Origin of the sequence: Pelomonas nitida (assembly GCF_043555975.1) — a bacterium.
Classification (GTDB): Bacteria; Pseudomonadota; Gammaproteobacteria; order Burkholderiales; family Burkholderiaceae_C; genus Pelomonas; species Pelomonas nitida.
On sequence record NZ_JBIGIA010000031.1, the window covers coordinates 1 to 23,152 of the forward strand.

Consider the following 23,152-nt stretch of genomic DNA (forward strand, 5'->3'; position numbering starts at 1 on the left):
GCTGGCCGCGTTTGGCAAGCTGCGCATCCGGTTTGAGCGCGCCGTCGAGACTCATGTGGCGCTGTTGAGCTTGGCCTGCTGCGTCATCTGTTGTCGCGCCTTGCCGGAATTTTGTTAGCGGCTCTTAGTCTTCACAATCCAGGCATAGGTGCGGGTTTTGGCGGTCTCGCAATCAAAGTCCTTCGTGAGTTCCGTGAAGCCTCGCGAGAAGCGCCCTGAAGCCCGGTAGGCTAATGGGGTGAGCATCACGAACCCCAGCTTCGATGCACCGGCAATAGTTCACCCTGTTCACGCCATGAACCTACGTGCTGGGCGTGGACCGTGTTGCTGGCAGTTGGCATTCGCGTGAGGCCCAGCCGGGAATTCGCCCCGGCGGGCGACCTACTTTTTGAGCGACCAAAAAGTAGGCAAAAAGTCGCCCCTGTTCCGTCGCCCCTCGCAGAGCTCGGGGTTCCCTGCGATGCTCGAACGGCGAGGCTCGCGCGGAACTCGCTTTGCTACGCTGCGCTCAGACAGCCGCGCGAAGTCAGTCGTTGATGCGCGCTGCGCGCGCGCCTCGCCGTTCTGCGCTTCTCGGCTCCTCCAAAGGGGTGTGAAGGAACAGCCGAACAGCCGCAACAGCCAAACCCGCCAGCCGTTCGCCACGAGGTATTCGTCTTGCCCCCTTTAGCACCGCCGAGCAGCGCAAGGCCTTGAGGGCGTGCGCGAAGCGCACTTCAAGAACTGACTCCGTGCGGCTGTCTGAGCGCAGCGTAGCAAAGCGAGTTCCGCACGGGCCCTCAAGGCCTGAGCAGCGCAGGGAACCCGCAGCTTTGCTGCGGGCGGTGCGGTCGGGGGTCGCTTCTTTGCCTACTTTCTTGTCGACACAAGAAAGTAGGTCGCCCGCCGGGGCGAAATCCCGGCGCGATGCAACGGGTCAAGCCGACCGTCGCCAAGACATCCTCAATCGCACAGCGGCCTAGAGCGCGACTCGCCCATGAAAAACGGCCCCTCAGGGCCGTCTCGTTGTCGCGTGCCGCGGCGCGTCAGATCGTCGACACGAACTGATCCTTCGCCCGGCGCACCTTCTTCAGGTTCACCAGCCAGTCGCCATCAGCCTGGCGGTAGCCCAGCGGCAGCAGCAGCACGGAGCGCAGGCCGCGGGCCTTCAGGCCCAGGATCTCGTCGACCTTCGCGGGGTCGAAGCCTTCCATCGGCGTGGCGTCGACCTGCTCTTCAGCGGCGGCGATCAGCGCGGTGCCCAGGCCGATGTAGGCCTGACGGGCGGCGTGCTGGTAGTTTTCCTCGGCGCTGCGCTGCGGATACCAGCCCAGCAGCTTCTGGCGGTAAGCCTCCCAGCCTTCGTTCTTGAAGCCGCGCTGCTCGTTGACGAGGTCGAACATCTGGTTGATGCGTTCGGCGGTGTAGTTGTCCCATGCGGCGAACACCAGCAGGTGCGAAGCCTCGGTGACCTGGGCCTGGTCCCATGCGTGTTCGCGGATGCGGGCGCGCAGGGCCGGGTCGTTGACGATGAGCACCTCGTAGGGCTGCAGGCCGCTGGAGGTGGCGGTCAGGCGGATGGCTTCCAGGATGCGGTCCAGCTTGTCCTGCGGCACGGGCAGGGCGGGGTTCATCTTCTTGGTGGCGTAGCGCCACTGGAGCTTGTCGATCAGCGTGGTCATGCGGGGTCTGGGGAAGTGAGGGGTGAGATGTTGCCAGCGTCGCCGGGGCGTTGCCGGGCGCGGGCGGGTGTCCTTGCGGCACGCTCGCCCTTGCCGCGGTCAGAAGCTGAGGCGGGCGCGGGCGTAGTAGTAGGCGCCGTTGAAACCGATGGGCGACAGCACGTCGTAGGGGAAGTTGCCGTAGTAGCTGATGTCGGCGCTGGAGCGCGTCGGGTAGCGGTCGGTCGCGTTGACGGCGCCGAAGTCCAGCGCCAGCGCCCGGGTCAGCTGCACCTGGGCTTCGAGGTCGAGCTGCCAGACGGCGGCGTAGGTCTGCGTGGGCACGTAGCCGTCGCCGAAGTCGAACACGCGGGTCGTGCGGCCGTGGCGCGTCAGCCGGCCCGTCAGGCCCCACTGCCCGCCCTGCCATTGCGCGGTGAGGATGTGGCGCTGGCGCGGCGACGCGTCGGTCAGCGTGTTGATCTCCTCCAGCCCCACGCCGTCGCCGCCGCGCACGGTCGTGCGGTTGAACGAGGCCGTCCAGCCCAGGCGCAGGTCGCCGCCCAGCGCCGCGCCGCGCCATTGCGTGACGAGGTCAGCGCCGCGGGTGCGCGTGTCCAGCGCGTTGGTGAAGAAGTTGACGCCGTCGATGCCCGCCACGCCGAACTTGGCGAGCAGTTCGTCGGCCAGGCCGTCGCGGCTGATGCGCTGCGACAGCGTGATGCGGTTCTTCACGCGGATGGCGTAGGCGTCCAGCGTGGTCGACCAGGTCTTGCCGGGCTGCCAGCTCAGGCCGACGCTGGCGTTGCGTGAGGTCTCGGCCTTGAGGTCTTGGGCGCCGAGGTAGCGGGCCACCTCGTTGTCCACCGGCAGCGTGCGCACCTGGCTCAGCGTGCCGCCATCGCCGCGGTCCGTCACGGTGAAGGAGAAGCCCTGCTGGGCCAGCGACGGCGCGCGGAAGTTGCTGGAGACGGCACCGCGCAGCGCCAGCGTGCGGTCCAGCGCCAGGCGCGTGGAGAGCTTGGCGGTGGTGGCGCCGCCGAAGTCGCTGTAGTGGTCGTGGCGCAGCGCGAGGTTGGCCTGCCAGTCGCGCGTGAGGTCGGCGCTGAGGTCGGCGTAGGCGCCCACGACGTTGCGGCCCCGCCGCGTCGCGTCGCCGGCCTGCAGACCCGGGCCGGCCTGGGCGCCGGCCGGCGCGTCGAAGCTGCCGACGGCGTAGGAGGCGGCATCGCCCGCGCCGGTCACGAAGCCGTCGCGGCGTGCTTCCAGCCCCACGGCCAGCGTCAGCGGCCGGGCCAGGCCGGGTGCGGCCAGCTCGCGGCTCAGGTCGAGGTTGAGCGCGGTGAGGCGGCTGCCGAAGTCGCCGAGGTGGAATTCGCGCGGGCTGGCCGCGCCCAGCGACGCGTTGATCGTGTGGCGCACGCCGTAGTCGAAGTCGTTGCGGCCGTGGTTGAGCGCCACGTCCAGGTCCCAGTCGGCCCAGCTCGTCTTGAGGCCGGCCACCAGCTGCAGGTCGCGGTTGTCGCCGGTCGTCTGCGGGCGGTAGCCGTCGGGGTAGACCGACTTCACATTGGCCGAGCTGTCGGGGTAGCGGTAGTAGGCCGCGCCCAGCGAGCGGCGCTGCTGCCAGGTGCCGAAGCCGTAGGCGCGCGTGCCGGGCGCCACGTCCGCCGCGCCGTTGAACCAGGCCTGCCACTGGCGCGTGGCCGGCTCGCCGGGCGCGTAGTTGCGGCGGCCGGCGGTGGCGAGGTTGTCGGCGCTCTGGTCTTCCCAGGGCGGCAGTTCGTCCAGACCGGCGCGGTTGGTGGCGTTGCGGTGCAGGCCTTCCAGGCCGGCGCGCACGAAGCCGTCGCGGCCGAGCGCCCAGCCCTGCGTGACGCTGGCGGATTGGGTCTGGCCGTCGGTCAGCGTCTGGCCGGTGGGATCGAATTTGGTGTGGAAGGCGCCCACCTCGGTGGCCAGCTCGCCGCCGGTCTTGCGCTCGTCCAGGATGATGTTGACGACGCCCGCAATCGCGTCGGAGCCGTACTGCGCGCCGGCGCCATCGCGCAGCACCTCGATGCGCGCCACCGCCGACAGCGGGAGGGTGTTGAAGTCCACCGGGTTGGTGCCCTTGCCGGTCTTGGACTCCAGGTTGACGACGGCCGACGTGTGGCGGCGCTTGCCGTTGACGAGCACCAGCACCTGGTCGGGCGACAGCCCGCGCAACTGGGCGGCGCGCACATGGTCGCCACCGCCGGAGTTGGACTGGCGCGGGAAGTTGAACGACGGCAGCAGCGCCTGCAGCGCGGCCGCGAGGTTGCCGTCGGGCCCGGCGGCGCGCAGCACGTCTTCGCGGCTCAGCACGTCCACCGGCACGGCGGTGTCGGCCAGCGTGCGGTCCTTGGCGCGCGTGCCGGTGACGATGACGGCATCCAGCGCCGTGGGCGCGGCCTGCGCGAAGGCGGTGGCGGCGATCAGGGGCTGGCTGGCGGCGAGAGCGAGGGCGAGGGGGCGGAGCTTGGGCATGCGCGGCGGTACGGGGCGTCGAAAAAAGCCCGACAGCCTACGGCCTCGGGCGTCGTGCGCATCAGACATGTTGCGCATATGCACATGCCGGCTCGGGCGCCAGCTAGCATCGCCCGCTTTGCCCAGCGCCCTTCTGCCATGACCGCCACCCAGCCCTCGCCCGAACGCCGCCTCGACGTTCGGCATGCCGGCGCGCTGTGCGTGGGCATGGTCATCGGCGCCGGCATCTTCAAGACCTCGCCGATGGCCGCGCAGGCGCTGGGCGACCCGACCCAGCTGCTGCTGGCCTGGGCGCTGGGCGGCGTGCTGTCGCTCGTGGGCGGGCTGTGCTTTGCCGAGCTGGCCGCGGCCTTCCCCGACACCGGCGGCGACTACCACTTCCTGCGCCGCGCCTATGGCCATCGGCTGGGCTTCCTGTTCGCGTGGTCGCGCTTCGCCGTCATCCACACGGGCTCGATGGCGCTGCTGGGCTTCGTCTTCGGCGACTACCTCGCGCAGGTGGTGGACCTGAGCCCCTGGCTGGGGCCGCACGCCAGCGCGTTGCTGGCAGCCGGCCTCATCGTGGCGTTGACGGGGCTGAACCTGCTGGGCGTGCACGTGGGCCTGGGCACGCAGCTGGGGCTGAGTGCGGCCGTGCTGCTGGGCCTGGTGCTGCTGGGCCTGGGAGCCGGCGCGCAGGTGCTGGCCGGCCACGCGCCGGCCACGCCGCTGCCGGCCGTGCCCGGCGGCGACTGGGGGCTGGCGATGGTGTTCGTGTTCCTGGCCTACGGCGGCTGGAGCGACGCGGCCACGCTGTCCGCCGAGATGCGCGACCCGCAGCGCGGCATCCAGCGCGCACTGCTGCTGGGCCTGGGCCTGGTGATGGGGTTGTACCTGCTGGCCAACTGGGCCTATGTACGCGTGCTGGGCGTGGCGGGCCTGGCGGCCAGCGAAGCCCCGGCGGCGGAGCTGATGCGCATCGCCTTCGGGCGCGGTGCCGAGCTGCTGATGGTGGGCGTCGTCACGCTGACGGCGTTGTCGGTCATGAACGCGCTGCTCATCGCCGGCCCGCGCACCACCTACGCCGCCGCGCGCGACCTGGCGACCGAATGGCAGCTCGCGCGCTGGAACCATGAGCGCGGCACGCCCACGGGCGCCGTCATCGCCACGGCGGCTGTCGCGCTGCTGCTCGTCGCCTTCGGCGACCTCACGCGCGGCGGCTTCTCGACGATGGTGGACTACCTGTCGCCGGTCTACTGGTTCTTCATGACGCTCAGCGCGCTGGCCGTCATCGTGCTGCGCCGGCGCGAGCCGCAACAGCCACGGCCCGTGCGCGTGCCGCTCTACCCCTGGCTGCCGCTGCTGTTCGCGGCCAGCAGCGCCTACGTGCTGTGGTCCAGCGTCGTCTACGTGAAGGCCGGCGCGCTGGTGGGGCTGGCGGTGCTGGCGGTGGGCGCGCTGGCGCTGGCCTGGCATGGCCGCGCGCGGGGCGGCGTCAAGGCAGCATAGGCAGGTCGGTGTGGCCCGGGGGCGCGCTGCACAGCGGCTGCTCGGGCAGCGCGCCCACCAGCGGGCCGGCGTAGATGAAGTCTTCCGCCACGCCCAGCAGCTTGGCCGCCGCCGCGCGGCTGGCGGGCTGGTAGCCCGGCACGTCCAGCCCCAGGCGCTGCAGGCCCTGGGCGTCCGGCAGCCACCACAGGCAGCGCTGCCGGCCCCCGGCGAGGCCGAACCGGAACCCCTCGCTGTGAAAACTCAGCTGGGTGATGCGCCAGCCGCCCACGAGGGCGTCGAGGAAGAGGCGGGCGTCGTCCGGCAGCGGCGCCAGCTGGGCCTGCAGTTCGCGCCAGGCGAGCGACTGCGCGATGCGCTTGCCGAAGCTCGCCAGAAAGCGGTCGCGCGAGGCCAGGCTGCGTGCGTCGTCGGTGAACAGCTCACCGGCATCGATCTGGTCCTTGGCCTTGGCGGCCACGCCGCTCATGCCGCCGAATGCGATGACGGTGCCGGGCTGGATGGTGATCGTGGTGCCGGACATCAGCACCGCGCGCGCGCAGCTGCCGACGCAGGCGTCCTGGAGGTGGATCGCCGGCCGCCGCTCGTGCAGCCATTGGCCGAGCCGGCCCACCTCGGCGGGGTCGCTGTCGGGTCGGATGATCAGCGTCAGCGGGCGCTTGAGCTCGCCGGCAAAGTCCAGCGCGGCCTCCGCCGCATCGCCAGGTTTCACGCTGCCGATGATGGCCGGCGACAGGCCGAACGGCCCCGTGCCGACGATGGCGCCGTGACAAACCCCGGCACACCACGCACCGAGCCAGGCCGCACCGAGGGCGCGCGACATCGTCTTCATCTCCACCCCTTGCCGTTGTCGGCGCGCATTGTGCGGGCCGCCGCGTCGCTATGCTGGCCGCCATGCGTTCGCTGCTGAAAGACTTCTCTCCCTCCACCGTCGTGGCCGGCTTCGTCGCCGTGCTGGTGGGCTACACCAGCTCGGTGGCCATCATCTTCCAGGCCACGGTCGCGCTTGGCGCAACGCCGGCGCAGACGGCTTCGTGGCTGTGGGCGTTGGGGCTGGGCATGGGCCTGACGAGCCTGGGCCTGAGCCTGTGGACGCGCCAGCCCATCCTGACGGCCTGGTCCACGCCGGGCGCGGCGCTGCTGGCGTCCACCTCGGGCCTGGACATGGCCGAGGCCATCGGCGCCTTCATCGTCTGCGGCGGGCTCATCACCTGGGCCGGCGCCAGTGGCTGGTTCGAGCGTCTGATGGACCGCATTCCCGTGGCGCTCGCGTCGGCCCTGCTGGCGGGGGTGCTGGCCCGCTTCGGGCTGGACGCCGTGGCCAGCGTGCGGGCCGACCCCGCCCTCGTGCTCGCCATGGCGGCGGCCTATCTCGCCGGCCGCCGCGGCTGGCCCCGCTATGCCGTGCCGGGCGTGCTGCTGACGGGCATCGCGTTCGCGCTGGGCGAGGGGCGGCTGAGCTTTGCCGGGCTGGACACCTCGCAGGTCTGGGCGCTGCCCGCGTGGACGACCCCGGTGTTCAGCTGGCATGCCGTCGTCGGCGTGGCGCTGCCGCTGTTCATCGTCACGATGGCCTCGCAGAACCTGCCCGGCGTGGCCGCACAGCGCGCCAGCGGCTACCAGACGCCGGTGTCGGCCTCCATCGCCGTCACCGGCGCGGCCACCACGCTGCTGGCGCCGTTTGGCGGCTATGCGCTCAACCTCGCTGCCATCACGGCCGCCATCTGCATGGGCCGCGAGGCGCACGAGGACCCGGCGCGCCGCTACACGGCGTCCGTCACGGCGGGGCTCGTCTACGTGGCCGTCGGCCTGGCCGGCGGCGCGGTCGCAATGCTGCTGGCGGCCTTCCCGCCGGAGCTGGTCAAGACGCTGGCCGGCCTGGCGCTGCTCGGCACCATCGCCAGCGCCCTGTCCGCCGCGCTGAAGGACGAGGCCCATCGTGACGCGGCGCTGCTGACCTTCCTGGTCTGCCTGTCCGGCGTCAGCGCCTTCGGCATCGGCGCGGCCTTCTGGGGCGTGGTGGCGGGCGGCGTGGCCTTGCTGGTGATGCGGCTGGGGCGGCGCTGACCCTCGAAACGCTAGGAGGCTGTCGGGGGGTGGGGGGGGGGGGGGGGGGGGCCGCCCCCCCCCCCCCCCCCCCCCCCCCCCCCCCGACAGTCTCCCAGGGCCGGCGCCGCGCTGCGCTCTGTGCAACACTGCCCCGGCAATCCCGTGAGACACCGCACCATGAAGCTGCTTTTCGTTGCCGACCCGCTGGCCACCTTCAAGACCTACAAGGACTCCACCTTCGCGATGATGCGAGAGGCCGCCCGGCGCGGCCACCGCATCCTGGCGTGTGAGCCGCAGCAGCTCGTGTGGCTGCGCGGCGGCCGCGTGACGGCGCGCGGCGCGGTGGAGATCTCGCTGACCGGGGATGCCACGGACTGGTTCAAGGTGGAGTCCACGGCCGACGTCGCGCTGGCCGACGTTGGCGCCGTGCTGATGCGCAAGGACCCGCCGTTCGACCCCGAGTTCTTCTACGCCACGCACCTGCTCAGCCAGGCCGAGCGTGAGGGCGCGCGCGTCTTCAACAAGCCCGCCAGCCTGCGCGAGCACCCGGAGAAGCTCGCGATCATGGAGTTCCCCGAGTTCATCGCGCCGACGCTGGTCACACGCGACCCGGCCGAGATCCGTGCCTTCCACGCCGAGCACCGCGACATCATCCTCAAGCCGCTGGACGGCATGGGCGGCATGGGCATCTTCCGCGTCAAGGACGACGGCCTGAACCTCGGCGCCATCATCGAGACGCTGAACAAGGACGGCGCGCAGACGGTGATGGTGCAGCGCTTCATCCCGGCCATCGCCGAGGGCGACAAGCGCATCCTCATCATCGGCGGCAAGCCGGTGCCGCACTGCCTGGCGCGCATCCCGCAGGGCGGCGAGGTGCGTGGCAACCTGGCGGCCGGCGGCAAGGGCGTGGCCCGCCCGCTGACCGCACGGGACCGCGAGATCGCCGAGCACCTGGGCCCCATCCTGGCCGCACGCGGCCTGCTGTTGGTGGGCCTGGACGTCATCGGCGAGAACGTTACCGAGATCAACGTGACCAGCCCGACCTGCTTCCAGGAGATCACCGATCAGAGCGGTTTCGACGTCGCCAAGATGTTCGTCGACGCGCTGGAGGAGGCGCTGGCATGAGGCGGCGCGACTTCACGCTGCTGAGCCTGGGCAGCCTGGCCGTACCGGCCTGGGCTGAGAACGCGGGCTTCGACCTGCTGGCCGAGGAGTTCATCGAAGCGCTCTGGCAACTGGACCCCGACGCGGCCATTACTGCCGGCCGCTTTGAATTCGCACCGCGCATCACGCTGCCCAGCAATGACCAGCGCGCCCGGCGCCGTGCCTTGCTCAGGCGCTGGCTGGCGCGCCTGGACGCGGTGGCCGCGGAGGAGCTGTCGGCCGGCCAGCAGATGGACCGCGCGATGCTGCTGGCCAAGATCCGCAGCGACCTGTGGCGGCTGGACACTCTGCGCGAATGGGCCTGGAACCCGGCCGAGCACAACCCGGCCGGCGCCATCGACCTCATCCTCAACACCGAATGGGCGCCCGAGCAGGAGCGCGTGAAGGCGCTGCACGAGCGCATCAAGCGCCTGCCGGCCTTCTATGTCGCGGCTCGTAGCAGCCTTGGCGGTGTGACGCGCGAGCACACCGAGCTCGCGCTGCAGCAGGCGCCCGGCGTGCTGGCGGTGCTGGACGATGTGGAGTCGCACGCCCAGCAACTGGGCCTGGGCTCGCTGATGCGCCCCGCGCTGACCGCGGCCCGTGCCGCCGTGGCGGGGTATCAGGCGCACCTGAAGAAGCTGCTGCCCACGGCCAGGCGCCCGTGGCGGCTGGGCGCGGCGCTGTACGAGCCCAAGTTCGCGCACGAGATCCAGTCGGCCGCGACGGCCCGCCAGACCTATGAGCTGGCGCTGGCCCGCCGCGAGGAGGTGCTGGCCAGCATGCACACGCAGGCGGCCGCGCTGTGGCCCACCGTCATCGGCGCAGAGGCGCCGCCGGCCGACCGCTTCGCGCTCATCGGCCGTGTCATCGCCAAGCTCAGCGAGAAGCATGTCGCGCGCGAGCGCTTTGTCGACGAGATCCGTGCGCAGATTCCGCAGCTGGAAGCCTGGGTGCGCGACCATGACCTGCTGACCCAGGACGCGAGCAAGCCGCTGGCCGTGCGCGAAACGCCCGCCTACCAGCGCGGCGTGGCTGGCGCCAGCATCGACGCGCCCGGCCCTTACCGCCCGCAGGACCGCACCTACTACAACGTCACGCCGCTGGACGACCTGACGCCCGAGCAGGCCGAGAGCACGCTGCGCGAGTACAACCACTGGATCCTGCAGATCCTCAACATCCACGAGGCCATCCCCGGCCACTACACGCAGCTGGTGTACGCCAACCGCTCGCCCAGCAAGGTCAAGGCGCTGTTCGGCAGCGGCTCCATGGTGGAGGGCTGGGCCGTGTACGGCGAGCGCGTGATGATCGAGAGCGGCTATGGCGCGTCGCCCGAGATGACGCTGATGTGGGGCAAGTGGCATCTGCGCTCGGTGACCAACACCATCCTCGACTACAGCGTGCACGTGCTGGGCATGGGTGAGAAGGACGCGCTGGACCTGCTGACCCGCCAGGCCTTCCAGACCCAGCGCGAGGCGGTGGAGAAATGGCGCCGCGTGCAGCTGACGTCGGTGCAGCTGACCAGCTATTTCAGCGGCTACAGCGAGATCGTCGCGCTGCGTGAGCAGCTCAAGGCACGGCCCGGCTTCAGCCTCAAGGCCTTCCACGAGAAGTTCCTGAGCTACGGTAGCGCGCCGGTGCGGCTGATTGCCGCGCAGATGAGCTGAGCAGGCGCCTGCCCGTCACCGGCGCGCCAGCGCCGGCCTTGTTTCGCCTTGGGCCAGGGGCGGCGCGCCGTGCCTGGTCTGCCCCTGGCCGTCTGTCCCTGGCAATGGGTACGGAGTCCACCTCCCTTCGGCGTCAGCCCGGATTTCGTAGACTTGTTTACTGAACGGGTTCTTGTTTATTGATATTTTGAGATCGTGCTGTGCAGGCACGGGGTGAGGTCGGGCATCGACCTCGCCGCCGGCCGCGCAGCTTGGGCGGGTGGGTTGCTGCCATCGCCGCCCGGCCGTCGAGAGACGCCTGCTCAACAAAACATCCAGGAGACAAGCCATGTTGACGCCAAGCACTGCGAGGGTGAGAAGCAATTCAGCATGCCCGCCTTGCTGCCCGAAAGCCTCCCTCCCGTCGTTGCCAATGCTCGCCGTGGCCCGGGCTACGGCGGCGCTGGACTAGATCGGGGCCCTTTCGGACGGCCTGTCGGTCACGCCGACTTCCCTCTCACCCTCTGAGCCCGAAGGCTGAGCTGCCCGGGCGGCGACCCGTGCCGGGGCGCCGCCCCACCCCTTCGCTTCGTTCCCAGCCCTGTCGTTCGCCCGGCGCCGCCCTGGTGTGCGCCGCTGCAGAGCGCGGGGGCCGCCCTGGCCGATTGCAGTACGCGCCCGCCGAGCCCGGTAGCGGGCGCGCCGTGTGACCCAAGCGCCGGCGCCATTGACCTGAGGACTTATCGCCATGAACCACTCAACGTTGACCGTTTTGCGCAAGCTCGCCCGTCTGCCCGTGGCGGCCGCCCTGCTGGGCGGTGCGGCCGTGACGCTGCCCAGCCATGCCGACATGCGCATCCAGAATGCGCAACTCGTCGAAGCGAATGGCACGCCCTTCATCATGCGCGGCGTGAACGTGCCGCACGCCTGGTACACCGACAAGACCGCGCAGACGCTGATCGACATCGCCGCGCGCGGCGCCAACAGCGTGCGCCTCGTGCTGGCCAACGGCGTGCGCTGGACGCGCACCGACGAAGCCGCCGTGCGGGACCTGATCGCCAAGTGCAAGGCGGCGAAGCTGATTGCCGTGCTGGAAGTGCACGACACCACCGGCTACGGCGAGCAGGCCGGCGCCTCCTCGCTCGACCAGGCGGCTGACTACTGGGTCAGCATCAAGAACGCGCTGATCGGGCAGGAAGACTATGTGATCGTCAACATCGGCAACGAACCCATCGGCAACGGCCAGGCCGCGTCGCTGTGGATCGATGGCACCAAGAACGCCATCACCAAGATCCGCGCCGCCGGCATCAAGAACACCATCATGGTGGACGGCCCCACCTGGGGCCAGGACTGGCAGGGCGTCATGAAGGCCAATGCCGCCCAGGTCTTCGCGAGCGACCCGCTGCTCAACACGGTGTTCAGCATCCACATGTATGCCGTCTACGGCACCGACAGTTCGGTGAGCGACTACCTCGCCGCCTTCCGTGCGGCGCAGCTGCCGCTGGTGGTGGGCGAGTTCGGCAACACCTTCCAGGGGCAGCCGGTGGCGGTGAACGCGATCCTGAGCCTGGCCCAGCAGTACGGCATCGGCTACATGCCGTGGTCGTGGTCGGGCAATGGCGGCTCGGACGCGTCGCTGGACATGGTCAACGGCTTCAACGGCGCGAGCCTCACGGCCTGGGGCGAGCTGGCGTTCAACAGCGCCAACGGCATCACCGCCACGGCCAAGCGCGCCACCATCTTCACCGGCAGCGGGCCGGCGCTGCCGGGCGTGCCGGCAGCCACGGCGACGGCGGGCGATGCCAGCGTGGCGTTGAGCTGGTCGGCGGTGAGTGGCGCGACGAGCTACGACGTGGCGCGCGCGCTGTCGTATGGCGGCCCGTTCACCAACGTCGCCACGGCGCTCACCAGCACCAGCTACAGCGACAGCGGCCTGACCAACAACACGACCTACTTCTATGTGGTCTCGGCGCGCAACAGCGCTGGCGCCACGCCCTCGGCGGTGGTGTCGGCAACGCCCAAGTCCAGCAGCAGCGGCGGCGGCGGTGGTGGCAGCGGCGCCTGCACGCTGACGGTCGACGGCAGCAACGACTGGGGCAGCGGCCAGATCACGCGCGTGAGCCTGGCCAACACCGGCACCAGCAACGTGGTGGACTGGACCCTCAGCGTCACCGAGAGCAATGACTTCACGGTCCAGAACAGCTGGAACGCCAGCGTCACCAAGGCCGGGCGCGTGCTGACGCTGACCCCTGCGGCCTGGAACCGCACCGTGGCGCCGGGTTCCACCGTCGAGGCGGGGCTGCAGCTCGCCTACAGCAGCGGGCGCCCGGTGGCGATCGCGGCCTCCGCCGGCAGCCTGGGCTGTGCGGTCACGCTGAAGTAGGCCCCCGCCGGCTGACGGCGCAAGTGCCGGGGTGTCTGCACGGGGAGCGCCCCCGACACCCCCGGCCCGCGCCTGGCCGGCATCACCACGCTCTGAGGAAGCGGCCGGCCAGCCAGGACACGCCCATGCTCGCCAGCAACGCGGCGACCACGCTGAGCGACCAGACCATCGGATGCGCGGTCGCCAGGCCGGAGAGCGCGGTGGCGATGATGCCGCCCGCGGTCAACAGCGGCATGGACAGCAGGGCCACGGCAACAGCCAGTGCCGCCACCGTGACCAGCGGGGCGCAGGCGAACAGCGCGCGCATGCCGCCCGCGCGCTCCACCGGCGCGCGGCGCGGGATCGTGTCCAGCAGCACGAACTCGGCGATCTCGGGCCAGAACTCCTCGCAGATCGCGGCGCCATGCCCGCCGTGCACGAACCGCACCTCGGTCAGAGACAGCGAGGGCGACTCGGGCGCACTGATCTCCTTGCGCCAGGCCGGCACCGGCTCTGCATCATGGAAGCCGAATGCGCCGGCCCCGCCGACGTCCAGCCAATGCAGGCGCAGGTACTCGAAGACCGCCGGCAGGAACGCGACCACCCCATCGGCGTTGCCGACATAGTTGAGGACGCGGCCGACCTGCCCGCCGCGTTGCGCCCAGGCGTAGTCGCGCCGCACGACGCTGCCGGCGAACACCACGGCGTCGAACCGGATGGCGGGGCACAGCGCCATGGCGTGCGCGGCGATGTAGGTGCCGTTGCTGTGGCCGACGAAGCTGATCCTTGCGTTCGGGAAGTGGCTGCGAACGTCGGCATAGCGCTCCATGAACCAGTGGGTCGCGCGGGTGCGGCCGTTGGGCTTGACGAAGTCCCACATCGAGAAGAAGCCATAGCTCGGGCTCGGGGCGCGCACCGCGATGGCGTTGGTCCGCCCCAGCGTCTTGATCTCGCGGGCGACGCGCTTGGTCCAGAAGCCGTTGTCGCGGATGCCGTGGACGACGAGGACCGCATGCTCCACCTTGTCGTTGACGCCGCCGGCCGCGACGCCGCCTTCGCTCAGGTCCATGGGGTCGAGGTAGTCGTCGATGTCGCCGGAAGGCAGGGCCCAGGCCTGGTCCTTGAAGTCCTTGAACGGCATGGCGATGGACGCGACGACGCGCTCGCGGCGGGCGACGGTGGCGGGCGCCGTGCCGGCCAGTTGCAGCGCCTCGATGTGGTTGCTGCCGTCCAGCTCGACATAGGCGAACTCCGCGCGTGGCCCGAGCTCCGTGCAGTCGGTGGGCGAGATGAATTCGTCGCGTGCGCCGAGCAGGAAGATGGTGGTCGGCAACCCGTCGGCGCTGAGCGGATGCGGAGACAACGCACGGTGTCTGTCGCGCTCGCGCTCGCGCCGCAGCGCGGTCATGATGTTCACGTACTGGATGCGTGCCGACACGACGAAGGGCGAGCCCCGCCGGAGCTGCCAGATGAAGGGCACGCGGGAGCCGCCGTCGCGGCCGCCGGGCGCCAGCCACGCGGCGAGTTTGGTGAGGCCCAGCAGCAGCGGCGACAGGAATCGCACGTGGTCGGGTGAGGCCGTCGAGAACTCCCAGCCGCGCGTGATGCCCGCGAGCACGACCAGGCGGTGGATGCGGTCCGCCCACCACACCGCGCGATGCCGTTGCACCTCGCCCGATTCGTCCGAGCCATGCGCCATGCAGAACAGGCGGCGGGCCAGCAGCGAGCCGGAGCTGAAGCCCAGCAGCACGATGCTGGCCACGTCGCGCCGCTCGTTGAGCCGCTCGCACACCAGCGCGAACAAGCTGTCGGCGACCTCGTTCGCGTCTCTCGTGCAGAACATCGGCAGCTGCAGGGGCGGCGCCCAGACCTCGGCTCCCGGCAGCTCGGCGCTCAAGGCGTCCAGCGTCTTCTGCGGAAACTCGCCGCCTGGGTTGCCGCCCAGCAGCCAGTCCCCGGTGTCCGTCCAGCCTCGAATCGCGATGATGATCGTTCCAGCCACGACATGCTCCCTGTTGCTTGAGCGCGCATCGTCGACGGAGCCCGTCTGGCTCGCCTCCTCAAGTTGCAGGATCGGCCCCAGCGTGTGATCGGCGGGGTGCTGGAGCCCGCGAGCCAGGCTTTCTCCTTGCTGTCGCCGATTAGCATGCCGGCTTCACTGGAGGAGCCCCATGCCCTGGCGCCGACTGGCCGTTGGCCTTGCTGTTTGTTTGACCCTGAGTGCCGCCCAGGCGGCCACCGACCCCGCGCGCCTGCAGATGCTGCTGAACGAGCAACGCTACGTTGACGCCCGCGCCGACCTCGCGGTGCTGCTGCGAGCGCCCCGGCCCGCTGCGGCCGAGCGCGAGCTGATCTACCAGTGGCTGTTCGCCCGCGACGACGGCGCCGCCATCGACCAGCGCACGCGCAGCGTGTTGACGCGTGCACGCGCCGACGCCGTGGACCTGCTCGCCGCCGGCCGCCTGGCGCTGGACCGGCGCGACTTCGAGCGCGCGCGCCTGTGCTTCGAGCGCGTGCTGGCGCAAGGCGCTTCGCCCGCTCACCAGGCCCAGGCGCTGCGCGGGCTGGGGCAGCGCCACCATCAGCTGCGCGAGTTCGACGCGGCGCTGCAGAAGCTGGAGCAGGGCGTGGCCACGCAACGCACGGCCGATGGCCTGGCGGCCCAGGCCGAGACGCTGATCCGCGTCGGCCGCACCGAGGACGCCATCGCCGCCGCCGAGGCCGCCGTGGCGCTCAACCCGTTCCACGAGGGCGCGCACTACCTGCTGGGCAATGGCTATGTGCGCGAGAACTACACGCAGCTGGCCGCACGCCTGGGCGATGGCTTCGCGCCGCTGCTGGCCGATGTGCGGCGCGCGTCGGATGCCTTCGAGCAAGGGCGCTTCGACGAGGCGCTGGCCGTCAGCCTGGCGGTGCTGAAGCGCTGCCCGCAGCTGGGCCGCGCACACGCCATCGCGGCCAAGGCGCTGGAGTCCCAGCGCTTCGTCGTCGACGTGCACCGCGCCGCCTACGAACGCCGCTTCGCCGCCACGCCCATGCCCGTCATTCCGGGCATCGAGCGCTATGTGCTGAACTGGCAAGACCTGTCGCCCCGCCACCGCAAGCGCGTGGCGCTGTCCGTCGCGCCGTGGAAGGCCTTCATCCCGGTGCTGGTGGAGGGCGGCGCCACGCACTTCATCAAGCCGATGTGGATGCGCCTGTCCGAAACGCCCGAGGCGCACGCGCTGAAGGACGCCCGCATCGACTACGACTCGCGGCTGTGGGACGACGTGCGCGGCATGGGCGGGCACTTCACGGTCACCGGCATCGAGGACGTGGAGCGCAGCATCTTCGACCGCTACAACACCGTGCTGCACGAGTTGACGCACCAGGTGCACGGCGTGCTGACGGCCGATGCCGCGCGCGAGATCGAGGCGCTCTACAACCAGGCGAAGGCGCGTGACGCGGCCACGCGCAACGGCTTCCTGTCGCGCTACGCCGGCGGCTCGGTGTGGGAATACTTCGCCGAAGGCGCCAACGCCGAGGCCTCGCCGCGCCGCGACGCCTACGACGGCCGCGAGATCGTGCGCGAGCGGCTCGTCGAGCTGGACCCGGCGCTGCGTGCCCTCGTGCGGCGCTCCTTCGCCCAGCGCGACACACGGGCCAGCCTGCCGGTGGCCCTGGTCAAGGCCGGCGAGCAAAAGCTCGAGGACGGCCGGCTGGACCAGGCCACGCCGCTGTTCGAGCGGGCACTGGCGCTGGCACCCGATGACGAGAGCGCGCTGGCCGCGCGACTGCACGGCTTGTCGCTGGCCGGGGGCGGGCAGGCGGCGCGCGAGTTGTCGACGCGGGCGCTGGCCCGGCACCCGGGCAGCGGCGCGCTGCGCGTGGCGGCCGCCGATGCGTTGTGGCATGGCGGCGCATCGGTCACCGGCGAGGTGCTGCCGGTGCTGACGCAAGGCCTCGCGGAGCTCAAGGGCGAGGACCGGTTCCGTGTGGACCTGGCGCTGGCCGACCAGTACCGGCGCCTCGGTCAGGTGCCGCAGGCGCTGACGGCCTACGACGCGGCGCTGGCCTACCAGGGCGATCAGCCGGAGGCGCTGTGGGGCCGCGCGGCGACGCTGGCGCTGGCGAGCCGCTGGGACGAGGCCTTCACGCAGTACGAGGCGGTGCTGCGCCTGCGCACGGGGCTGGTGCCGCTGCGGCGCGACTATGCGCTCGACCTGCTGCGCGCCGGCCGGCTGGACGCCGCCCGCGCGCAGATCAAGGCGGCGCTGCTGCTGGATGCCCGCGACCCCGCCACGCTCGCGCTGCAGGCCTGGGCCACGCTCGCAGCGGGCGATGCCGCAGCCGCCCGCCGCGGCGCGGACGAGGCGCTGGCGCAGGGCGCCTGGTGCGACCTGGCCGTCATCGTGCAGGCGGGCGCGCTGCGCGCGCTGGGCCAGGCCGACGCGGTGCGGGCCGCGCTGGCGCCCTTGCGTGAACGCCTCGCGGCGGGCGCGCCGCCGGCCTATGTCTTCCGGCCCGATCAATCGGCCTGGCTGTCCGTGCACGAGTTGCCGGCCGTCGAGCAGCGCGTCATGGCGCAACTCGTGCCGTGAAGGCCTTTCTGCGTCGCCTGCAGGCGCCCCAGATCAACGGGCTCAGCGTTGCGCTGGGCGTCGCCGCCACGCACCTGGCCATCGGTGGCCTGTTCGGCGAGACGGCCGGGCTGGCCGCCGTGAGCGGGGCCGTCTGTGCCAGCCTGCCGGATGTGCCCAACCCGCCGCAGCGCGTGCTGTCGCGGGTGCTGCCGGCCGCGCTGGCGGGCGCGATCGTCACGCTGCTCGTCGGGCTGACCGACGGGTCGCTGGGCGCCACCGTGGCGCTCGTCGCCGTGGTGGGCTTTCTGTCGTTGATGACGCTGGCCTGGGGTGCACGCGCCGGCCCCTTGTCGTTCTCGCCCATCCTGGCCATGGTGTTCGCGATGGCCTGGGACCGCACGGCCGGGGCGACGTCGCCCTGGGAGCACGCGGCCTGGGTAGGCGTGGGCGGCGTCGTCTACGCGGGCTGGGCGCGATCGGCGGCGGTGCTGATGCGGCACCGCTTGCGCGAGCTGGCGCTGGCGCAGGCGCTGCAGGCGGCCTCGGCGCGCGTGCGGTCGCGGGCGCAGCGCATCGCGCTGGCCGTCGGGGCCGACGAAGCCCGCATCCGCGCCTCCATCGCCGACGACGTGGTGCTGGCCGACGCGCTGCAGGCCGCGCGCGACCAGGTCTTCGCCGCGCGCCGCTCGCCGCGCAGCCGCAAGCAGACCGACCTGCTGCTCGGGCTGATCGAGCTGCGCGACCTGCTGCTGGCCAGCCGGCTCGATACCGAGTTGCTGGGCCAGGACTTCCCCGGCCGCCAGTGGCGCGCCGCGCTGGCGGACACGCTGCGCCAACTGGCGGACGTGCTGGCGGCGCTGGCCGACACGCTGGTGCTGGGCACGCCCGTGCCCGAGATGTCGGCGGCGGCCGGCCGCGAGCAGCTCGCGGCGCGGCTGGCCGACATCCAGGCGCCTCCGGGCGATTCACGGGCCCACGTCGTCTCGGCGCTGCAGTCGCGGCTGGGCCACATGCTGGGCGACGTCGCTGCCATGGTGGCGCGGCAGGCGAGCCCGGCCGATGTCGAGAGCTCGTGGACGCCCGAAAAGCTGGCCCCCTTCGTGTCTCCCGAGGGCTGGCCGCTGGACGCGCTGAAGCCTCACCTGACGCTGCAGTCGGGCGTGCTGCGGCACGCGCTGCGCTCGGCGATCGCGCTGTCGCTGGCCTATGCGCTCGGCGCCGCGCTGCCGTGGGCGGCGCACCCGTTCTGGCTCATGCTCAGCGTGGCCGTCGTGCTGCGCGGCACGCTGGACCAGACGCTGGCCCGCCGCAACGGCCGGATCATCGGCACGGTGCAGGGCTGCCTGCTCGTCATGCTGTTGGCGCATGTGCCGTCGACCTGGCTGTTGAGCCTGTGCTTCATCGCCGCAGTGGGAACGGCGCACGCCTATGTGAACCTGCGCTACCGGGTGGCCGCCACGGCCGCCACGTTGATGGCGCTGCTGCAGCCGCTGATGCTGGACCCGGGCAGCAGCCCGGCGATCGGCGAGCGGCTGGCCGACACCTTCATCGGTGCCGGCCTCGCGTGGCTGTTCAGCTTCGTGCTGCCGAGCTGGGAACGCAGTGTCGTGCCGCGGCTGGCGGTGCAGCTGCGCGAAGCCCTGGCCCGGCATGCGGCCAACATGCTGCACTGGATGCCGGGGCCAGACGTGCAGCTCGCCCAGCGGCTGTCGCGCCAGCAGGCCTACACGGCGCTGGCGGCCTTGGCGGCAGCCGCGCAGCGCACGCGCGTGGAGCCCGAACGCGTACGGCTGCCCGAGGCCGAGATCGAGGCCGCGCTGAGCCATGGCTACCGCTTGATGGCCTTGCTGGGCGCGGTGCAGCAGCTCACGCAGCGGCGCGTCGACCGGCTCGATGCGGCCCGCGTCGAGACCGCGCTGCCGCTGGCGCGCAAGGCCTGCGTGGACGTGCTCAACGGTGAGCCCATGAGCGGTACCGACCCCGCCGAGACGCCCGACGGCGATGCCGGCGCCTGGCCCGAGCACCTGGGCCAGCAAGACCTGACGCCCTGGCTGCTGCGCCGGCTGCGGCTGTGCCGGCACGAGTCGCGCGAGGTCTTCGCCGCGCTGGATAGGCTTCAGCCGCACTGAGCTACCGATCGCGCGGTCTAATGCAAGGTGAGAGTGATCGCGCCATGTGCGCAGGAGTAAAGACATGCCCATCCAAACCCGTGCTGCCGTTGCCTGGAAGGCCGGCGCCCCGCTGACCATCGAGACCCTGGACCTGGAGGGGCCGCGCGATGGCGAGGTGCTGGTGGAGGTGAAGGCCACCGGCATCTGCCATACCGATGAATACACGCTGTCGGGTGCCGACCCCGAAGGCCTGTTCCCGGCCGTGCTGGGCCACGAGGGCGCGGGCGTCGTGCTGGAGAGCAAGGTGCCGTGGCTCAAGCCCGGTGATCACGTCATCCCGCTCTACACGCCGGAATGCCGCGAGTGCAAGTTCTGCCTAAGCCGCAAGACCAACCTGTGCCAGGCCATCCGCTCCACGCAGGGCAAGGGCCTGATGCCCAACGGCACGTCGCGCTTCTCGCTGAACGGCGAGCCCGTCTTCCACTACATGGGCACGAGCACGTTCTCCAACCACATCGTCGTGCCGGGCATCGCGCTGGCCAAGATCCGGCCCGACGCGCCGTTCGACAAGGTCTGCTACATCGGCTGCGGCGTGACCACCGGCGTGGGGGCCGTGCTTTTCTCGGCCAAGGTGGAGGCGGGCGCGAACGTCGTCGTCTTCGGCCTCGGCGGCATCGGGCTGAACGTCATCCAGGGCGCGAAGATGGTGGGCGCCAACAAGATCATCGGCGTGGACATCAACCCCGCGCGCGAGGCGATGGCGCGCAAGTTCGGCATGACCGACTTCGTGAACCCCAAGGACGTCGGCAACGTCGTCGACCACATCGTGCAGTTGACCGACGGCGGCGCGGACTACTCCTTCGAATGTGTGGGCAATGTGCAGCTCATGCGCCAGGCGCTGGAGTGCACGCACAAGGGCTGGGGCCGTTCCATCATCATCGGCGTGGCGCCGGCGGGTGCCGAGATCAGCACGCGGCCGTTCCAGCTGGTCACCGGCCGCCACTGGGAGGGCAGTGCCTTCGGCGGCGCGCGCGGCCGCACGGATGTGCCCAAGATCGTCGACTGGTACATGGAAGGCAAGCTCAACATCGACGAGCTGATCACGCACAAGCTCAAGCTCGAGCAGATCAACGAGGGCTTCGAGCTGATGCGCCGCGGCGAATCCATCCGCGCCGTCGTCGAGTTCTGACCTGACGGCAAGCCGGCGCGGCTGCCGCAGCCTCGCCGGCAATGTTGCTTTGCAATTCATGTGGGAACACACAATCGCCAAGTCGCGCCGTGTTCCCTAAGCTGACGTCGAACCCAGTTCCACCCGCAGAACTGTTCCGAGACGCGCATGAACACCTCCCTCTCCCCACGCCAACCCTTCTACAAGTCGCTGTACCTCCAGGTCATCGGCGCCATCATCATCGGCGTGCTGGTGGGCCATTTCTGGCCCCAGGCCGGCGAAGCCCTGAAGCCGCTGGGTGACGGGTTCATCAAGCTCATCAAGATGATCATCGCGCCGATCATCTTCTGCACCGTGGTGGTGGGCATCGCCGGCATGGAAGACATGAAGAGCGTCGGCAAGACGGGCGGCTACGCGCTGCTGTACTTCGAGATCGTGTCGACGGTGGCACTGATCGTCGGCCTCGTCGTCGTCAACGTGCTGGAGCCGGGTGTCGGCATGCATGTGGACCCCGCCACGCTCGACACCAAGGGCATCGCGGCCTACACCGGCCCGGGCAAGATGCAGGGCACGGTGGACTTCCTGCTGGCCATCATCCCGACGACCGTCGTCGATGCCTTCGCCAAGGGCGAGATGCTGCAGGTGCTGCTGTTCTCGCTGCTGTTCGGCTTCGCGCTGCACCGCTTCGGCGGCCGCGGCACGCCGCTGTTCGACGGCATCGAGAAGCTCTCCCACGTGTTGTTCGCCATCGTCGGCATGATCATGAAGCTGGCACCCATCGGCGCCTTCGGCGCGATGGCCTTCACGATCGGCAAGTACGGCGTCGGCTCGCTGCTGTCGCTGGCCAAGCTGATGGGAGCGTTCTACGCCACCTGCTTCATCTTCGTGTTCGTGGTGCTGGGCTTCATCACGCGGCTGCATGGCTTCTCGGTGTGGAAGTTCGTCAAGTACATCCGCGAGGAGCTGCTGATCGTGCTGGGCACGTCGTCCAGCGAGTCGGTGCTGCCGCGCATGATGGCCAAGCTGGAGAACCTGGGCGTGCGCAAGTCGACCGTGGGCCTGGTCATCCCGACCGGCTACTCGTTCAACCTCGACGGCACGTCGATCTACCTGACCATGGCGGCCGTCTTCATCGCGCAGGCCACCGACACGCCGATGACGCTGACGCAGCAGCTCACGCTGCTGGCCGTGCTACTGCTGACGTCCAAGGGCGCCGCCGGCGTGACGGGCAGCGGCTTCATCGTGCTGGCGGCCACGCTGTCGGCGGTGGGGCATGTGCCGGTGGCGGGCCTGGCGCTGATCCTGGGCATCGACCGATTCATGTCCGAGGCCCGCGCGCTGACCAACCTGGTCGGCAACGGCGTCGCGACGGTCGTGGTAGGCAAGTGGACGGGCGAGCTGGATGCCGAGCGCCTGCACGCCGTACTGGACGGTGGCGCGGCGCCAGCGCCGGCATCGACGCCTGTCGGCGTCGCCGATACTGCGCAGCCCTCCATGGCCACCACCCATCGATAAGGATTTGCGGATGGAACTGTTGTCGGAACACCGCAGCTTCGGCGGCACCCAGCGCTTCCTCCGCCACGACTCGGCCGAGATCGGCCTGCCCATGCGCTTCGCGCTCTACGTGCCGCCGCAGCCGCGGGCGCTGCTGGTGTTTCTCGCCGGGCTGACCTGCACGGAAGAGACCTTCACGATGAAGGCCGGCGCCCAGCGCCTGGCCAGCGAACTGGGCCTGGCCCTGTTGATGCCCGACACCAGCCCGCGCGGTGCCGGGGTGCCGGGCGAGGCTGATGCCTGGGACTTCGGCGTCGGCGCCGGCTTCTACCTCGACGCGACGCGTGAGCCCTGGGCCCGGCACTGGCGCATGGAGAGTTACCTCGTCAACGAGTTGATCCCGCTGGCGCAGCGCGAGACGGGCCTGGCCAGGACGGGGCTGTTCGGCCACTCCATGGGCGGCCACGGCGCGCTGACGCTGGCGCTGCGCCACCCGGGGCGCTTCCAGTCGCTGTCGGCCTTCGCGCCCATCGCCGCGCCGACGCAGTGTCCCTGGGGCGAGAAAGCCTTCACCGGCTACCTCGGCGAAGACCGCGCCGCCTGGGCCGCGCACGACGCCAGCGAGCTGATGCAGCTGCAGCGCAGCGCGCCTTACCCCGGCGGCATCCTCATCGACCAGGGCCTGGCCGACAAGGTCCTGGCCGATCAGCTGCACCCGGACGCCTTCGAGGCCGCCTGCGCCGCCGTCGGCCAGCCGCTCACGCTGCGCCGGCACGAGGGCTATGACCACGGCTACTACTTCATCGCCAGCGTCGTCGACGACCACCTGCGCCACCACGCCGAACGGTTGATCGGAGCCTAGGAGGCTGTCGGGCATTGGGCCTGGAGCGCGCCGGGGCGAGTTGCGGGGCAAGGCAAGGCGCCGACGAGGCGTGGGATCGGCCCCCACAACGAGTCGGCAACGCCGAATTGCCCCGCAAC

The 23,152-nt window shown here is 70.8% G+C and carries 14 protein-coding genes and 1 pseudogene; 11 read left to right on the top strand and 4 right to left on the bottom strand.

Annotated elements, in window-relative coordinates:
- Window positions 1–118, top strand: a pseudogene (locus tag ACG00X_RS23390) (IS5/IS1182 family transposase); the annotation flags it as partial.
- A 907-nt stretch (window positions 119–1,025) separates the two neighbouring features.
- Here the strand turns inward: ACG00X_RS23390 and ACG00X_RS23395 are convergent.
- Complete coding sequence (locus tag ACG00X_RS23395; protein WP_394492147.1) at window positions 1,026–1,661, bottom strand: NAD(P)H-dependent oxidoreductase; 636 nt, start codon at window positions 1,659–1,661, stop codon at window positions 1,026–1,028.
- Window positions 1,662–1,760: 99 nt separating this feature from the next.
- A complete protein-coding gene (locus tag ACG00X_RS23400; RefSeq protein WP_394492149.1) occupies window positions 1,761–4,148 on the bottom strand; it encodes a TonB-dependent receptor plug domain-containing protein in 2,388 nt (795 codons plus the stop codon).
- 138 nt (window positions 4,149–4,286) lie between these two features.
- Here ACG00X_RS23400 and ACG00X_RS23405 point away from each other — a divergent pair, with 138 nt between their 5' ends.
- Window positions 4,287–5,636, top strand: a complete 1,350-nt coding sequence (locus tag ACG00X_RS23405) for an APC family permease (protein ID WP_394492151.1) — start codon at window positions 4,287–4,289, stop codon at window positions 5,634–5,636.
- On the opposite strand, the gene ACG00X_RS23410 is transcribed toward ACG00X_RS23405, so the two are convergent.
- Window positions 5,623–6,459 (bottom strand): hypothetical protein, encoded by an 837-nt coding sequence (locus ACG00X_RS23410; protein ID WP_394492153.1) that lies wholly within the window; start codon window positions 6,457–6,459, stop codon window positions 5,623–5,625. The genes ACG00X_RS23405 and ACG00X_RS23410 overlap by 14 nt on opposite strands.
- Before the next feature lie 71 nt (window positions 6,460–6,530).
- Here ACG00X_RS23410 and ACG00X_RS23415 point away from each other — a divergent pair, with 71 nt between their 5' ends.
- The 4 genes from ACG00X_RS23415 to ACG00X_RS23430 all read left to right on the top strand — a co-directional run bounded on the left by ACG00X_RS23415 (window position 6,531) and on the right by ACG00X_RS23430 (window position 12,857).
- Window positions 6,531–7,703 (top strand): benzoate/H(+) symporter BenE family transporter, encoded by a 1,173-nt coding sequence (locus tag ACG00X_RS23415; protein ID WP_394492155.1) that lies wholly within the window; start codon window positions 6,531–6,533, stop codon window positions 7,701–7,703.
- Between the two features lie 159 nt (window positions 7,704–7,862).
- On the top strand, window positions 7,863–8,810 hold the full coding sequence (gene gshB / locus ACG00X_RS23420) for a glutathione synthase (RefSeq protein ID WP_394492157.1): 948 nt from the start codon (window positions 7,863–7,865) through the stop codon (window positions 8,808–8,810).
- Window positions 8,807–10,495, top strand: coding sequence for a DUF885 domain-containing protein (locus tag ACG00X_RS23425; RefSeq protein ID WP_394492159.1), 1,689 nt, complete (start codon window positions 8,807–8,809; stop codon window positions 10,493–10,495). Before gshB ends, ACG00X_RS23425 begins: the two co-directional genes overlap by 4 nt.
- Before the next feature lie 727 nt (window positions 10,496–11,222).
- Complete coding sequence (locus ACG00X_RS23430) at window positions 11,223–12,857, top strand: cellulase family glycosylhydrolase (protein WP_394492161.1); 1,635 nt, start codon at window positions 11,223–11,225, stop codon at window positions 12,855–12,857.
- Between the two features lie 82 nt (window positions 12,858–12,939).
- Here the strand turns inward: ACG00X_RS23430 and ACG00X_RS23435 are convergent, their stop codons facing one another.
- A complete protein-coding gene (locus ACG00X_RS23435; protein ID WP_394492163.1) occupies window positions 12,940–14,838 on the bottom strand; it encodes an alpha/beta hydrolase in 1,899 nt (632 codons plus the stop codon).
- Window positions 14,839–15,007: 169 nt separating this feature from the next.
- On the opposite strand from ACG00X_RS23435, the gene ACG00X_RS24215 reads away from it, so the two are divergent.
- The 5 genes from ACG00X_RS24215 to fghA all read left to right on the top strand — a co-directional run bounded on the left by ACG00X_RS24215 (window position 15,008) and on the right by fghA (window position 23,033).
- On the top strand, window positions 15,008–17,416 hold the full coding sequence (locus ACG00X_RS24215; protein ID WP_474103092.1) for a tetratricopeptide repeat protein: 2,409 nt from the start codon (window positions 15,008–15,010) through the stop codon (window positions 17,414–17,416).
- Window positions 17,413–19,527: an FUSC family protein gene (locus tag ACG00X_RS23455; RefSeq protein WP_394492165.1), complete on the top strand. Its 2,115-nt coding sequence runs from the start codon at window positions 17,413–17,415 to the stop codon at window positions 19,525–19,527. The genes ACG00X_RS24215 and ACG00X_RS23455 overlap by 4 nt, the downstream gene beginning before the upstream one ends.
- A gap of 70 nt (window positions 19,528–19,597) precedes the next feature.
- Window positions 19,598–20,698, top strand: a complete 1,101-nt coding sequence (locus tag ACG00X_RS23460) for an S-(hydroxymethyl)glutathione dehydrogenase/class III alcohol dehydrogenase (protein WP_394492173.1) — start codon at window positions 19,598–19,600, stop codon at window positions 20,696–20,698.
- 147 nt (window positions 20,699–20,845) lie between these two features.
- Complete coding sequence (locus tag ACG00X_RS23465; protein ID WP_394492167.1) at window positions 20,846–22,192, top strand: dicarboxylate/amino acid:cation symporter; 1,347 nt, start codon at window positions 20,846–20,848, stop codon at window positions 22,190–22,192.
- 10 nt (window positions 22,193–22,202) lie between these two features.
- Window positions 22,203–23,033 (top strand): S-formylglutathione hydrolase, encoded by an 831-nt coding sequence (gene fghA / locus ACG00X_RS23470; RefSeq protein WP_394492169.1) that lies wholly within the window; start codon window positions 22,203–22,205, stop codon window positions 23,031–23,033.
- Window positions 23,034–23,152: the final 119 nt, after the last annotated feature.